Here is a 15,932-nt window from a genome sequence, read left to right on the forward strand (position 1 = left end):
GCGGCGACGCCGGCGACCTGCCGCGCGCCCGCTGGCGCACGATCAGGCGATCAAAGGCGCCCTCGGCGAGGAGATGGTCCTCATCCCCGCCGGGCCGTTTCGCTTCGGACCCGAGGGCAAGCGCGTCGATCTGCCCGCGTACTACATCGACAAATACCCGGTGACGAACGAGCAGTACGCGCGCGTATTCCCCGCGCACGTTTTTCCGCCGGAGGAGGCGCGTCATCCCGTCGTGAAAATCTCCTGGGAACAGGCGATGCAGTTCGCGCGCAAGATCGGCAAGCGCCTGCCCACCGAGGCCGAATGGGAAAAGGCCGCGCGCGGAACGGACGGCCGCCAATACCCCTGGGGCAATGAGTTCGCTCCCGAGCGTTGCAACACCTTCGAGTCCGGCATGGGCGTCACCACGCCGGTGGATGCCTACCCCGCGGGGAAAAGCCCGATGGGCGTCATGGACATGGCCGGCAACGCGTGGGAGTGGACGGCGACGCGCCACGAATCCGCCCCCGCGTTTCGCGTGCTCAAGGGCGGCGCGTACGACGGCAAGGCCGACTTCGCCCTGTGCGCGCAGCGGTTCGCCTATCACCAATCCGGGCTCTTCCAGGCATCGGGTTTCCGGTGCGTCAAATCGGCGGAATGACGGCGAACGACTCCCGCCGCGCGCTCATCATCACGGACGTCACGCAGCCCGGCGGTGTGGATGCTTACGTGCTCGCGCTGCGCAACGCCGCGCACGACGCGGGGTGGAACGTCGCTGTCATGCTCGACGATTCCCCCGGCGCCGATCGCCTGGCCGTCCTGCTGGCCGGCGCGGGAACCGGGCCCGCGCGCGCGCCGCTCTACCATCGCGCCCATCCGGAGATCGTACGCACCGGCGCGACGCGCGCGGTGATGGATCGATTCGATCCCCGCATCGTCCACGCTGTTTGCGGCGCGCCGTGGACGACGATCATCCCGCGCGAGGCCGCCATCGCGCGCGGTCTGCCGCTCATTTTCACCGAACAATACGTTGCGCCGAATTTCACGTTCGACCCCGCCGTGCGTGCGCGCATCGAACGCCTCTATCGAGAGACGCACGCCGTCATCGCCGTCAGCGACGAAAACGCGCGTCTTTTGACCGACGAATTCGCCTTCCCCGGCGAGCGGCTGCGCGTCATCCCGAATGCCGTCGCGCCCGCGACCGCGCCGCGCAAGCCCGTGCCGCGCACGGGCGATCTCGTGCGCGTGCTGTGCGTCGCGCGCCTGACGCCTCAGAAAGGCGTCGACGTGCTGCTGCACGCGCTCTCGACGATTGACGTGGATACCCGCTCGCGGCTGCGCGTGACATGCGCCGGCGACGGCCCCGACGCGGATATTCTTCGAACGCTCGCGGATGAGCTTGGCGTCGCCCCGCTCGTCGAATTCGCCGGCTGGCGCGACGACGTGCCCGCGCTGATCGCGAACGCCGATCTTTTCGTGCTGCCAAGCCGTGCCGAGGGACAGCCCTTCGCGCTACTCGAGGCGCTCGCCGCCGGTGTTCCCGTCATCGCGACGAACGTCTCCGGCATTCCGGCGGCGCTCGATGGCGGGCGGCTGGGCGCTCTTGTTCCGCCGGACGACGCCTCCGCGCTCGCCGCCGCCATCGCGAATTTCGCGCGCGATCCCGAACCGCTGCGTCGCGCTGCTTCCCACGGCCCCGCGCACATCGCGCAGCGCCACTCGCTCGCGGACGCGATGGCCGAGACGCTCGCCATCTGGGACGACGCGACGGGCGCCCCGCCCCGCGCGGAAAACGCGTGACCGACACCAAACGCCCGCGCGTCTCCGTCGTCATCCCGACCTGGAACCGGCGCGACGAAATCGCCATCACGCTCGATCGCCTCGCTCGCGCGATCGCGCCCGGCGATGAAATCATCGTCGTCGACAACGGCTCCACCGATGGCACGTTGGGCCTTCTCGAGACGCACCCGTTGCGTCCGCGCCTTGTGCGCCACGAAAAAAACGATCCCTCCGCCGCGCGCAACGCCGGCATCGACGCCGCACACGCGCCGTTCATCCTTATGCTCGATTCGGACTCGCACCCGGAACCCGGCGCGATCGACGAGGCCGCGCGCGTGCTCGCGTCGCATGCGCGCATGGGCGCGGTGGCGATGCGCGTTCTCCTGGCCGGCGGCCACGACGAGCCAGGCGGATCGCGCGGCGTGTTCATCGGTTGCGGCGCGATGCTGCGCGCCGAGGCGCTGGGCGAAATCGGCGGCTATCCGCGCGGCTTCGGCTACTACGCCGAGGAGTACGACGTGTGCTTCCGCCTCGCCGGTGCCGGTTGGCGCGTGCGCGAGGCGACGGAGGCGATCGTACAACACCGCCGCTCGCTCGAAGGCCGCGACGAGGCGGAGATCCTCGCAAATCTTGTGCGCAATAACATGCGCCTGTACGCCGCGTATCTACCCGCGGACGAAGCCTGGCGCACAATTCGATGGGTCGTCGAGCGCTACGGGCGCATCGCGGCGGAAAAAGGTTTCGCCGGCGCGGCGCGACGCGGCAAGTGGCGCGGCCTGCCTCGCGCGATGAAAGGCGTCGCCTTCGGACGCACGTTGCCCGACACGGCGCTCGCCGAGATTTCGCCCGAGCGCGTCGCCGCGCGATTGTGGCGGCGCCTGTTTCCGCGCGGCGAAAGGGACGTGGTTCTCTGGGGAGTCGGAAAGGATTTCGCGTCCATCGTCCGCGGCGCACGGAAAAACAACGTCGGACTCGCCGGCGCGATCGCCAACGCGCAGCAAAGCTATTTTGCGTGCGATATCCGCGTGCGCGGTGTGCCGATCCTCCACGGCGACACGCTTGCCGCGCCGCCCGGTCCGGTCGTCATCGCCTCGCTGTCGCCCGGCGAGACGCGAAACGAACGCAAAGCCCTCGCGCGCCTGGGGTTCACCGGCGCCGTGGCCTTGCTCGACAAGGACGATTGAATCCAACGGCGATTCATACCCGCTCCCTCACGGTCGCGGTTCCAACCCGATAAGACCTCCGTGTCCTCCGTGTCTCCGCCGTGCGCGGAGCCTGTCCTGAGCGAAGCCGAAGGGTGTACCGCCGATTTGCGATCCATTCCCAATTCCCAATTTGCGATGACCTTTCAGCCTCCCAGCCTTCCAGCCTTTCCGTCTCTTACAAGAATTTCCCGTGCGGTTTCTCGCCTCGCGCCAGATACGAAAACAAATCGTTGTAGTGGTCGTACCGCATGTATGACGTATGGCCGACGCAGATATGCCGGCACGTCTTCGCGTTGATGCGCGCGAGCACCTCGCGCCGCTTTTCTCCGTGCCAGATCTCCGTCAGCGACGATTCGTAAACGCTGCCGAACGAAAACGCGGGGTTCCCGCGCGTGCTGCAACACGCGTACATCTCGCCATTCGCGCATAAAATGCCGATGAGGTGATGCCCCAGGCACAGGTCGTACGGCGTCGCGTTCGGGCCTTTCGAAAAATTGTAGATGCGAAATCCCATCACGCCGAAGCTCGCGTCCTCGAGGTCCTTTTTCGCGACCAGATAATTCGCCTCGATCGCCATGTATTGCTCGGCGTCGAACAACTCCGCGTCCGCGACCACACGCTTGAAGCCGATGTAGCGGCAACCCGTCTCCTTCGCGCGTTGCGCCGCGACCGTCATCTCGTGGTACGTCACCGGATGGATGATGTAGATCACGCCCACGTACACGCGGCGCGACACCGCGTCGATGCCCTCCCAGATGCGCTCATACGCCCGTGCGCGTTTCGGCTGATGCACGCGCCGGTGCGTCTCCGCGCTGCCGGCGTCGAGCGAAACGCGAAGCCAGGCGCACGTCTCGGCCAGCGCATCCGCGTAGTCGATGATCTTCTCGCCGTTCGTGATGACGCCGATCTCGAAGCCCAGGTCCTTGGCGTGCCGTAATAGCCCGTCGAATCGCGGGTAGATCATCGGCTCGCCGCCGCCCTTGAAGACGATGCTCTCAACGCCAAGCTCACGCGCCTCGGTCAAGACATCAAAAATCGCCTTGCGCTTCAGGTGCGTGTTGTAGGTCGTGCGATTGTCGATATCGATGCACCAGACGCAGTCGTGGTTGCATACGTTCGTCGGGTCGATCTCGAGCGTCACCGGCGGCGCGAGTTCGCCGCGCAAAACCGCCTGCACGCGATCCAGGTGGTTGATGATCTTGAACTCGGAAAACTCCGGCAGTTCCATGCCACGCCCTCAAAGGAATGTGCGCCCATTATTGCCGATTGCGCCTCGGCAGGGAAACCGTCGCGTACCGGCTACCCCGTACGGCGCAGCCGTCCATGTTGTCCATCGGGTCCATCCTGTCCATCATGTCCATCGTCCCTGGAGAGCGGAAACTTGATCCACAATCCTGTCGCCCGTCACGGGCAAAACGAGAACCGCCGCGTTGAACGACGTTTTTGAACGCAACCTGCTCGCGCTCGCGAAAACGCGCCCGAGCCTCGTGGACCAGATGGCGCGCAGCCCCGCCGATCCGTCCTACCGATACGCGCGCGTCAACGGCGCGGTCGTGATCGTGCGCGAGGTGGATGGCGCGCAAACCGCGCTTTCCGTCGTGGAAGACGCGGCCGGGCGCGCGCGAACATTCGCCGATGCGCGCCTTGCGGACATCTCGCCCGACGAGCCGATCGCCCTTGTCGGCATGCTCGCCGGATTTGAAATTCGCGAAATCCTCCAGCTCGATTCCCGCGAGGACTGGCGCACGCCGCGGCCGATCTTCGTGTTCGAACCCGACCTCGATCTCTTCCGGATCAACCTCGCCGCCGCGGACTGGACCGACGTTTTCGAGTCCGGCCGCGTCGTATTTTTTGTCGGCGCGAACGCGACGGATACGGCGCGCGACTTTTTTCTCGCCGATCTCGCGCGCCCCCTGCCCACCCGCGTCCTGCCGAATCCGGACGTCGAGGCCGCGCAAGGGGTAGCCGAAGCGATCGGCCGGATCAAACGCGAAACCCTCGACCGCGCGGCAAGAGCGCGCGAGGCCGCCGGCGCGCATTACGCCGCGCTGTCCGGCGCCAACCTCGCGCGTGCGTTTCTAACGCGCGACGGCATGCGCGTGCTCGTCATTTCCAACGCGCGCTCGTGGTTTATCCGTTACGCCGTGCGCGACATCGTCGACGCCCTTGAGCACATGAACGTTGGGACGCGCGTCATCGAGGAAAAATCGCCGATCGACCGTCTGACGGTTCCGTTGCTGCTTGAAACCGTCGCCGACTTTCGCCCGCACGCGTTGATATCGATCAATCTCCTTCGCGGCGCACTCACCGACGCCCTGCCCGCGGGGCTTCCAATCATTTCCTGGATTCAGGATTTCATGCATGCCGTCTATCGCGAGGAGAAAGGGCGCACGCTCGGCGAGCGCGACCTTGTCGTCTGCGCTACGCGCGGCCTCGTCTCGCGCGGCTATCCGCCCGACGCCATCTTCGAACTTCCTGTCCTGACCAACCCGCGCGTTTACAATTTCGGGCAGCCCGATCGGAGCCGCGACCGTGAGGGAGCGGGTGGTTCCGCCCCTGCGATAAACCCGCCGCCCGACACTCAATCCTCGATACTTAATCCTCGATCCTCGGAACTCGCCTACGTATCCAACATTTCCTGGACCGCGGAACAGGGCCTCGACCGCATCCTCGCGGAATGCACGGACGAACCATTTCGACGTGCCGTGCGATCCATCGCGGATCGCATTTTTGCCGGCGATGATGCCGCCGTCGGAGCGTTTGCGGACTTCGTCGAACTTGTGCACCCCATCCTCGCCACGCACGGAATCGCGCCCGAACGCACGGAGGAAATCGCCTTCCGCGTGCATCACGAGGTCGTCGCGCCGCTTGTCCGCAACGCGCCGCTCGATTGGGCCGCCCAGATGGGCATCGATCTCGCTTTATGGGGACGCGGTTGGCAGTCGCATCCGCGCCTTTCCAGATACGCGCGCGGCATCGCCGAGAACGGCCCCGCGCTCGCGGCGATCTATCGCGCCGCGAGGATCAACCTGCACGTCAATCAGTTCGGCATCGATCATCCGCGCATCATGGATGGCCTCGCGGCGGGAGGATTTTTTCTGGTGCGCGAGGCGCCGGACTTCGGCGTTCTCGACCTCGCCGGCATGACATTCTCGACACGCGACGAATTCGCCGAGCGCCTTCGCTTTTTCCTCGATAATCCCGATGCGCGGGCGGAATGCGTCGCCCGCAACCGCGAGCGAATTTTTTCGCTTGCGACCTACGATCGCGGCGTGGACGCCTACCTGACCTACCAGGGATTGCGCGTCGCCGCGCGCGAAAACACGGCAATGCCAAACGCCGACATTGAGAGCGCCGCGATCGCACGCCTCGTCGACGCAGGCCTGCAAGACCCCCGCGCGCTTGGCGTCCTGCTGCGGATCGAGCACCTCATTGCCTCCGGCGACGCGCCCGAAACCGCACGCGCGCGCTATGACGCGCTCGCGTCCTATCAACAACAATTCGGCGCTTCCGCCTGGCCTATCGACATGTCCATCGCCGACGCGCGCAACAACGATGCCGATCCGATATTGGCTCGTTTGATTGACGCCGCGCGGTTCGGCGAAGACGCCTCCGGCGCGGCAACTCGTCTTGCGCGAAGCGACGCGCCGCTTACGCCCGATCAAAAGGCGCGTGTCGACAAGACGCTCGCGTCATCCCGCGCGATGGCGCCGCTCCATCGGCGCGCGTATTCCGACGACGCGATTTGCCGCCGGCGCAAGGACCGCTCCCGCCTTGGCGCTTACCTTAATAATAAGGAAGCCGACGCCCTCACCGCCGCCTTCGCGCTTGTGCGCGCGCATTGGTCCGGTCATGCGCTATTGCAACTGACGCCTTTCGCCGAATCCGCGCGCGCATCGCGCTGGCTGCTTTTCGAAACCGCTCGCGTGGCTGACGCCGCCGGCGACCGCGAGGCAGCGCTGGCGTTCCTTGTTCGCACGGAAATCGATTCGCGCCGACACATTGACCGCCCCGTCCTCGCCGGCCGCATCGCGGCGCAGCGCGCGTGGACGCTGGCGGGATTGTCGCGATTTGCCGAGGCGAGCGGCGCGCTTGCTTTTGCAGGCGACGACGCCTGGACGCGCGATCTTGTCCGCCTGACGCGTGCACGCCTCGCGCTGGCAGACGGCGACCGCGCCGGCGCGCGTCAGGCGCTCGGCAATATCGATACGTATGAACCCGGCGCGAGGCGCGCGCTTGCGGCGCGTCTTCTCGCGGCGTTCGAAAAACCGGCGACGTCCGGTCCGTTTTCGATCGCGCTGGGCAACTCGTTCGACCCGCCGCCCGACGGCGCGCGTTCGATACGAAAACTTCTTGTCGACAACGAAGGACGCCTCGTCGCGATCACGCACGGCGCGAAGACTTTTTGTTATAGCGAGACCGCCGGCGGCTGGTCACGCGTGGATCTTTTTCCATCCGGCGACGAAGCGTACGCAAGCGCCGTCGCATTCGGAAACGGGAAGACGTACATCGCCAACGGCGCTACCGGCGAGATCGTCTCGCGCGACGGCGACGCCGATTGGCGCACGATGTCCCGACTCGCACAACCGGCGTTTTATGAGGATGCAGCCGTCATCCACGCCGCGAACGCGTTTGCCGTCATCGACCGCTACGAGAACGCCGTCCGCGTTCTCGATGTCGATAGGGGCCATGAACAGGCCGTGACGATCGACGAGTCCCCGGCACGCCTCGCGACGCGCGGCGACGGCTTCTCCGTTCTCCAAAACGGACGGTTTCGGTATCTCGCGAGCGCGCGAAACGAATCGGAAAACACCTCGCATACTGATTTGTCCGGCGCGGTTTCTGTCGCCGCCGGCGCGGAGTTTTATGCGCTTGGAACCGGCGACGGCGAACTGGCGCTTTTCGAAACCGTCGGAGATGAACCGCAAATCGTTCGAACTCTTCCCGGTGATATCATCCCGATGGATGCCTCCGCCGTTGTCGCCTTCAAAAATACGCTCTGGATCGCGGATAATCGTTCCATGCGAATCCATCGACTGACGGTGACGCGAAAGGGCGCGCGCTGACATCCCGTGACGCCGCCTTCGTCGAACGCTTCGCGCGCGTGCGAGACGCCGCTCGAAATGCCCTCTACCTTTATCTAAACGGTTATCCGTGGCGGAATTTCACGCCGGAAGATGCCTTGCGTCCGCCCTCCGTCGGGACGGCTGACTTCGCCGGGGGTCTTGCGGGTTTGGCGCGAGAGCACCCCGCTTTTGAACCGGCGTCCTCGTTTGTCGCCAAACGCCTGTTTCTGTCCGAACCGGAAATGCCCGCGTTTCTTACGCGCTTTTACTTGGCGTGGGACGCCGCCGCGGCGAACGAATGGTCGGCGTCCCGCGGTGATCCCGTACCGGTCGAGCCGCCGGCGCCATTTGACGACGCCGAATATCCGCAACGCAACGCACGCGTCGCCAAGGCTATCGACGCGATTCGTTTGATTCTCCTTGCGAATGCGTCTCTGTTCGAATCGGCCGACCTTGCGTGCAGCCTTGCGACCGGAGACGCGATCGACGGGTTTTCCGATGTCGATCTTTTCGTCACGCTCCGCCGCGAAACGGTATCCGATCCCGGAGCGCTGCGCGCCGCGCGCACGGTGCTCATGAACCTCATCCCGCACCAGCTCGCGGTCTGTCCGCTCGCGCTTCACCATACGTTCGCGATGTCCGCGCATGAGCACGATGCGTACGCGCTCACCTACCGGCCGCCACTTCTCTACGTTCACGCCCGCCGGCTTCTCGGCGAGCAGGCGCCGATCCGCGTTCGTGCGCTTGATGCGCCGGACGCGGCACGCGCTGCGTTTATCCATAACGCCCACGGCGATTTCGCAACCACCGGCGACCGACCCGATCCGATGACGGCGTTATATGGCGCGACGCCCGATGCGTGGCCGATCAAGGCAAAGTTCTGGTTCGTGCATCGCGCGCTTTCGTTTCCGCTGTTTTTTACGCAGGCGATCGGCCGCCCTTGCTACAAGCGCGAGGCGTTCGGGTTCGCACGTCCGTTTTTCGATCCGGACGTTTTCTCGGTCATCGACGAAATCAGCGCATTTCGTTCCGCCTTCGCTGCGTACGCACCGAGCGGCGATGCGATCGATCTTGCCGGCGACGCGGCGGACCGAACGTGGTTTGCGCGCGCCAACGGCGAGATCGAAAGCGCTTATCGCGAAGCCGGGACGTTTGGCGACTTCGACCGCCGCGCCGCGTCGTGGATCGACGCCATGCGCCGTCTGGCGAACGATGCGCTTGCGATCGTCGACCATGCCGGCGTCCCCGTCGAAACCGGAGACGCGCGGTGAGTGCGTTCGAACTCTTTGACCTGCCCCCGGCTCTCGATCTTGCGGCCTACGACCGCGCCCGCGTTACGATTATCGAGCGTTTGTCCGCGCACGCCGATGTGTTGGCCGTGTTCGGGTTCGGCGAGGTGCGCGCGCCGGGTGTCAGCGACCTCGATTTTCTGGTTGTGACGAACGACCAGCTGACGTACCCGCTATCCGAAGCGTTCGCGGCGGATGACGCCGACATCCGCGCCACGATCCGTCATCCTCCGTTTGTCATTCCCGTGTCCGTCTGGCCGGACTACTCCAATATCTTTTTTGTGAATGGCGCGACCTGCCTTTTTCAGCGCGCCGACATTGCGCCGCCGCACGTTCCTTCGCCCGCGTCGGCCTCGCTGATCCTCTGCGATCTCGTCACATGGTTTTACCCGGACGTATTTTTGGCGCCCTTGCTGACGCGGCGCATTCCCGTTCGTCTGGCGTTGCAATTTCTGAACGCGCTTCGTCACGCGAACGCTCTTTTTGAAATCGCGTCGGGAGCTGCCATGTGCCGCGTAACGGCGCTGACGCGCCGCGTGGATGACCTGCGCGAACGAATTCGCGCTGCGCCGGGTGACGCGGCGAGCGATTTATTCGCCGATGATCTTGCGCGCGCCCTCGACGCCGCGGCCGAGGCGACGCGCGCGATGGCGATCGAATTGGCCCGCGTGTTGCGCGATCGATATGACGTTCGCGCCGCGGCGCCAACCGCGCCGGTCGTCGTTGAAGAGACGGGTATCGTCTATGTCGATCTACCCGGTGACGATCTCCCTCGGCGCCGCGAACGCGCGTTCACCGAAGCGATATTTCGCGAAACGGGCCGCCTGTATCGCGCGATGCCGCTCGCGCTTTCGTTTTCGATTTCTCGCGTCGCACGGGGTGGCGGGCCCGCGTCCATTGCCGCCAGGCGACGCGCGCCGGACTATCCGATCGCGGGGTCCGACACCATTGAACGCGGCGCGTCCGTTCGCACGGCCGCGATGAACGCGCATACGCGTTTTCACCTCCGCGAAGCGGTCGGCGTGCCGATGGTCCACGACTACCATCGTTTTCGCGGAAGCGCGCTGGCGGGGGGCGGATCGCTTGCAGCTTCGCGCGCCCGCGAACTCGTCGCGTCCATGAGCGGCGCGCCGCGCCTTCTTGTGCCCGAACGGCTGGCACACAACCGAAACGCGGCGTCGATCGACGCCGTCATCGAACCTTTGGCGGCGTCGACATCGCATGCGCCGTTGGCGCTTGTTGTCGCGGCGGACGACGACGACGCGACTCCCGGCGTCGCGTTCGAATGGTACGGCGCGAACGAAGCGTGCATCGAGCGCGCGGTCACGCGAGCGATTGACGCGAATGCGTCCGCTCCCGCGCTCGTTCACTTTTTCAACGTGCACAATCATTTTCACGAACTTGCGGCGCGGCGGGGAAGGAACGACGCCGCGTTATTCCGCGTTCCTTTCAGCGGCACCGTGCACCAGCCTGTTTCGATTCTCGAAAGCCTGCCCGGCGCGGCCGACAATCTTCGCGCGCTTGACGCAGCGGTCGTCGTTTCGCAAACGCAATTCGAATACGTGCGCGAGCGCGTGAGCGGGCCCGTCGAATGTATTCCGCTTGCCATCGATCCGCGTGCCGCGGACCGCGTGCCCGCATCCACGAAGCGCAAGCCGCCGCACGTCGTGTTTGTCGGCCAGTGGCTTCGCGATTTCGAGGCGACGCGAGCGATCATCGCGCGATTGCGTCGCGAGGGCCTGCGCGTTTCGATTGTTTTGCCGCCGTGGCGCCGCGCACCTGTCGCGGATACCGGCGCCGCGATCGTCTCGGGCGTCTCCGAGACGTACCTGTATTATCTCCTGAAATCCGCAACGTGCGCGGTCTTTCCGCTCCTTCACGCGACCGCGAACGCCGCGATCCTGGAGGCGGCGGTCGCCGGGACGCCCATTGTCGCCACGGACGTCGGCGGCGTGCGCGAATATCTGAACGACGACACCGCGCGCCTTCTCGCGTCGCCTTCGATCGACGACTACCTGGACGCCGTTTTCGAAACCGCACGCCACCCCGACAAGGCGACCGCCATGGCGCTCCGCGCGAGCGAACACGTGCGCAAAAACTTCGACGCCCGTAAGATATCCGCGATGTACGACGCGTATTTCACCCGGGTCGAGGCATCGTTCGGCGCGCCGCGATTTGGCGCGCGTGGAGCCGGTGCATGAACGCGCTCGCCCGGGCCATCGCCAGTCTGCCCGCGGGTGCGTGTTATGCGCTTTTCGGCGCCGGGCGTTTCACGCGCCGCATGCTCGACGATCTGGATCACGGCGATCTGTTCGCGGACGGCCGCATATTGACGGCCGTCCTCGACGATGCTCCGCCGCCGTCGCTCGCCGGCCTGCCGTGCGCGACCCCCGAACGCGCGCTGGCCGACCGCCCGATCGATCACATCATTCTTTCGACGGACGCGCACGAGGAGGCGTTTCTTACGCGCCTTTCCGTGCCGGCGCGGCGCGGCTTGCTCCGCGACGCCGTCCGGATCGTTCGCCTTCCGATGCCGGCGTTTGAAGAATGGAAGATCGATCATCCTCCGCCGGACGTCGCGGCGATCGCCGCGCCCGCGATCGACTTCTACCGCGCGTTGCCGCCCCATGGCGACCGCGTGCTCGAACTCTTCGGCGGCGCGTTTTCGCCGATCGCGCCGGCGCTCGCGGCGCGAGGCGCGAATGTGGTGGCCGCGGGGTTCGACGTGATCGAAACCGACCCGCGATTTTTTAGCGCGCGTCACGAACATGCGTTTGCGCACGCCGCGGCATTTGAGATCGCGCCGGTCTTCGATCGCGTGCGCGCCGCCCGGACGCCCGGCCGCACGCTGCCGTTTTATGACGCGACGTTCGACGCCGTCCTCGTGTGGCTCGATGCGGCGGCCGCGCGTCGATACGCCCGTGAGTTGGCGCGCGTGGTTCGCCCCGGCGGGCGCGTGCTCGTCATCCATCGCATCTTCGGCGACGAAGCGGCGGAGCCGTTGTTTGGCCCGGATTGGCGCGAGCTTGACGTGCACACCCTGCCCGCGCCGGCTTTCGAGGCTTTGGCACGGCTGGACGCCTTTCGCGCGGTGCATTTCGATCCACCGCCGCCGATATCGCTTGTCACCGCGACGTCTTTTGTTCGAAACGGCGACGCGTCCGCATGAGGGATCCAATCGCCACGGCCGGCGTCCTGTTTGAGAAGGCCGCGTCGCGCGCCGACCCGAACGGCATCGCGCGCGGGCAACGATTTCTGGTCGTACCGATGCGCGGCCAGGTATCGTACGTGAACCTGTTTGAGAGCCTTGTCGCGACGGCCATGCGGCTGCGCGGCGCGGACGTCGCGGCGCTGGTGTGCGATGGATCGCTGCCGGCCTGCGACAACGCCCCGGCGCACGTGGACAAGGCCGCGCTTTGCGTGACATGCGCGGGCGCGGCGAAGGATTGGTGGGCGCACGCGCGCATCGACGCGGTGAATATCGGCGCGCTTGTCGGCGTGAAGGAGCGCGAGGTCATCCGCAGCGCCGCCGAACGCATTCCTGGCCGTGCGCTGTTTTCCGAACGCGAAGCGGGCATTCCCGTCGGCGAACTCGCGCGCATGTCCTCTTGCCGCCATCTGGCGCGAGGTACGATCGACGCGCGCCACGAGGCGACGATGCGCGCGTTTGCCGAGACCGCGCGCGTACAACTTTCGGCGACGCGCGAGATGATCCGACGTTTCGCTCCGACGCGCGCGCTGCTCTCGCACGCGATCTACGCGCTGTGGGGCGCCCCCGCCGCCGCGCTCGCCGAGGCTCGCGTGACCTTCTGGACGTGGGGCCGCGCGTATCTGCGTGACCGCGTCGTGTTGACGCACGACACGAGTCTCCAAGCGGCCCTGGCGCGCGAGCCCGTCTCGCTCTGGGCGGATTGTCCGCTTTCGGCGCGGGACGAGGCGCTTCTCGACCGCTATCTCGCGTCAAAAGACGACGGCGCGTTCGACATGAACGAACACCGCTATCAGACACGACGCGCCGCGCGGGCCGCGCCCGATGCCGCGATCTCCGGGCGCTTGCGTGTCGGGTTATTCACGAACGTCGTGTGGGACGCGGCGATTCACAGTTCCTCGTCCGCTTTTGACGACATGACCGCGTGGGTGATGCATACGATCGAGCGCCTGAAAGACCGCAAGGACGTTGAACTGATCGTGCGCGTCCACCCGGCCGAGACGCGACACCCGGCGCATCGGACGGCCGAGCCGATCCTCGAACAGGTGCGCGAACGATTCGCCTCTTTGCCGCCGCACATCCGGTTGGTCGGGCCGGACTCGCCTATTTCGACGTATGACCTTGCGCCCACGCTCGATGCCGCGCTTGTGTACACGACGACGCTCGGGCACGAGCTTGCCGCGCGCGGGATGCCGGTGATCACCGCGGGCGACGCGCGTTACGCAAACAAGGGATTCACGTTCGACGCACGCTCCACGAAAGAATACGACGATCTGCTTTCGCGGCTTGCGGACATCGCGCGACCGGCGCCGGAGCGCCGCGAGCGCGCGCGCCGATACGCGTATCATTACAACTTCCGCCGCGCCGTGCCGTTTCGCGCCATCGACACGCGCGACGGCGCAAGGCTTGCCATCGACGATATCGACGATCTCATGCCCGGCGGCCGGCCGGAAATCGACCTGATTTGCGAGCGCATCGTCGCCGGCGAGGACATCCTCTGGGACGGGCCAAATGAGTTGCCGGACGCGGACGACGGGACGGACGCGGCATGAAGATTCTTTTTGCCATCACGGGCTATCTGCCCGAAGTGTTCGGCGGCGCGGAGGTGTACACGCATCACCTGGCGCGGGCACTCACCCGGCGCGGGCACGACGTGACGGTGGCGACGCTTGATCTGGCGCAGAAGCGCGGGCGACTTGTCGAGGACCGGTATGACGGCGTGCGCGTCTTGCGCCTGGCCTTCACATTCGACTATCGCCCGCCGGCTCACTACACGATGCAGTATTTCGGCGACCTGGAGGATGAGGCGCGCGATCTGCTTGGACGCGAAAGACCGGACGTGGTGCACGTGACGAATGCGTGGTTCATGTCCGCGTTCGCGTTCGCCGCGATGTCAATGGGGATCCCCGTCATCGCGACGCACGTCGATTTCATCTGGGCGTGCCGCGAAAGCCATCTGCTGTTACCCGACGGGGCGGTCTGCGGCGGTTTGCCGGACGCCGATTGCCGCGCGTGCAACCCGGATATTCCCGACGAAATCTGGATGCGCGTTCGCGACATGCGGCGGGAGATCCACGCGATCCTCGCGCAAGGCTTCGCGTTTCATCACGCGCCGTGCGCGCTGATGGCGAGGCAGATCGAACATGTCGGCGCCAATCCGGCGTCGATCGGCGTATGGCCGTACGGCGTGCCCGCGCAGTTGGCAAACGATCAGCCGCAGAAATTGACAAGCGATGTGTTACGAGTTGCGTTCATCGGCCGATGGAATCGCATCAAGGGTCTGCACGTCTTGCTCGACGCGATGGAACGGCTCGCGGATCGGCCGATCCGCCTGACGCTCTATGGCGAGCGCGAGGTATGGAGCCGCGATACGTATGCCGACCGGCAGGCGAGGCGCGCCGAGGCGTTGCCGAACGTGACGCTTGCCGGACGGTTTTTTCCGGAGCGGCTATCGGAGGTTCATCGCGAAATCGATGCGATTATCGTTTGCTCCGTGTGGCCGGAAAATGCGCCGGTGACGATTCTGGAGTCGTTCGCGCTCGGCACGCCGGTGGTGTGCGCCGACGGCGCGGGGATGACCGGGATCGTGCGCGACGGCGAAAACGGCCTGCTGTTCCGAACCGGCGACGCCGACGATCTCGCGGACGCGATCGCGCGTCTTGCCGGCGACACCGCACTTCGCGAGCACCTTGCGAGCGGCGCGGCGATATTGCGCACGAGCGATGACGACGCCTTGACGTTCGAGCACGTGTACGAAAACGCGCGGCCCGCGGATGCGGCGATTCTCGAGCGCGCGGCGCGCGCGTCGGCGACCCTTCGTTTTGCCGAGGACATGCACACGAGCGGCGACTTCGCGCGTCGGATCCGGCGGCGTCTGGTCCGCCTTGCCGCGGGGGGCGCGCGGCGCATCGCGCTTTTTGGCGCGGGCCGGCACACCCTTCGATTGCTGGGGAGCGTCGACATTTCCGGCGTGCGCATCGTGGCGATCCTCGACGAGGACGACGCCGTTTGCGGCACGAGCGTGCTCGGGATTCCCGTCGTGGCGCTCGCGCAGGCGAACGCGCTTGACATTGACACGATCGTCGTCAGTTCCGACACGTACGAGGCGACGATGCTGCCGCGAGCGCGAGCGGCGGCGCGGGAGGGGATACGGGTTACGGGATTTTATTCGGAAGGTTGAAGGGCTGGAAGGCAATCGACCGACGCTCGCGTGCGGGACAACGCGTTTGCCGGGGCGTGGCCAGATCCTTCGCTTCGCTCAGGATGACGACAGCCGCGGGATGACGACAGCGGCGGGATGACAACAGCGGCGGGATGACGACAGCGGCGGGATGACGACAGCGGCGGGTCTGCGCCCCCGGGAATTTTCCGTTGCTCGCGATGAAATCGGGAAATGAATAGAATG

Annotated in this window: 10 protein-coding genes; 9 read left to right on the forward strand and 1 reads right to left on the reverse strand. The window is 66.0% G+C overall.

Translation table 11 applies throughout. The features are described from left to right. The 3 genes from K8I61_07885 to K8I61_07895 form a co-directional block, all read left to right on the forward strand. The coding region (locus tag K8I61_07885; protein ID MBZ0271942.1) for a formylglycine-generating enzyme family protein at nucleotides 1-640 on the forward strand (640 nt) is incomplete at its 5' end. Next, a complete protein-coding gene (locus K8I61_07890) occupies nucleotides 637-1,779 on the forward strand; it encodes a glycosyltransferase (protein MBZ0271943.1) in 1,143 nt (380 codons plus the stop codon). The genes K8I61_07885 and K8I61_07890, both read left to right, overlap by 4 nt. Beyond that, on the forward strand, nucleotides 1,776-2,942 hold the full coding sequence (locus K8I61_07895; GenBank protein MBZ0271944.1) for a glycosyltransferase: 1,167 nt from the start codon (nucleotides 1,776-1,778) through the stop codon (nucleotides 2,940-2,942). The genes K8I61_07890 and K8I61_07895 overlap by 4 nt, the downstream gene beginning before the upstream one ends. 196 nt (nucleotides 2,943-3,138) lie before the next feature. Here K8I61_07895 and K8I61_07900 read toward each other — a convergent pair whose 3' ends face one another. Then, nucleotides 3,139-4,191: a radical SAM protein gene (locus K8I61_07900; protein ID MBZ0271945.1), complete on the reverse strand. Its 1,053-nt coding sequence runs from the start codon at nucleotides 4,189-4,191 to the stop codon at nucleotides 3,139-3,141. A 202-nt stretch (nucleotides 4,192-4,393) separates the two neighbouring features. Here K8I61_07900 and K8I61_07905 point away from each other — a divergent pair, with 202 nt between their 5' ends. From K8I61_07905 to K8I61_07930, 6 genes are all read left to right on the forward strand, one after another. Continuing rightward, nucleotides 4,394-8,029, forward strand: a complete 3,636-nt coding sequence (locus tag K8I61_07905; protein MBZ0271946.1) for a glycosyltransferase — start codon at nucleotides 4,394-4,396, stop codon at nucleotides 8,027-8,029. 116 nt (nucleotides 8,030-8,145) lie between these two features. Further along, complete coding sequence (locus K8I61_07910) at nucleotides 8,146-9,300, forward strand: hypothetical protein (protein MBZ0271947.1); 1,155 nt, start codon at nucleotides 8,146-8,148, stop codon at nucleotides 9,298-9,300. Next, a complete protein-coding gene (locus K8I61_07915; GenBank protein MBZ0271948.1) occupies nucleotides 9,297-11,519 on the forward strand; it encodes a glycosyltransferase in 2,223 nt (740 codons plus the stop codon). Before K8I61_07910 ends, K8I61_07915 begins: the two co-directional genes overlap by 4 nt. Beyond that, on the forward strand, nucleotides 11,516-12,487 hold the full coding sequence (locus tag K8I61_07920; protein MBZ0271949.1) for a methyltransferase domain-containing protein: 972 nt from the start codon (nucleotides 11,516-11,518) through the stop codon (nucleotides 12,485-12,487). The genes K8I61_07915 and K8I61_07920 overlap by 4 nt, the downstream gene beginning before the upstream one ends. Beyond that, nucleotides 12,484-14,079 carry a hypothetical protein gene (locus K8I61_07925; GenBank protein ID MBZ0271950.1) on the forward strand — a complete coding sequence of 532 codons (1,596 nt, stop codon included), beginning with the start codon at nucleotides 12,484-12,486 and terminating at the stop codon, nucleotides 14,077-14,079. Before K8I61_07920 ends, K8I61_07925 begins: the two co-directional genes overlap by 4 nt. Continuing rightward, nucleotides 14,076-15,707, forward strand: coding sequence for a glycosyltransferase (locus K8I61_07930; GenBank protein MBZ0271951.1), 1,632 nt, complete (start codon nucleotides 14,076-14,078; stop codon nucleotides 15,705-15,707). The genes K8I61_07925 and K8I61_07930 overlap by 4 nt, the downstream gene beginning before the upstream one ends. Nucleotides 15,708-15,932 lie beyond the last annotated feature (225 nt).

The organism is bacterium (assembly GCA_019912885.1).
In the GTDB taxonomy this organism is placed as follows: domain Bacteria; phylum Lernaellota; class Lernaellaia; order JACKCT01; family JACKCT01; genus JAIOHV01.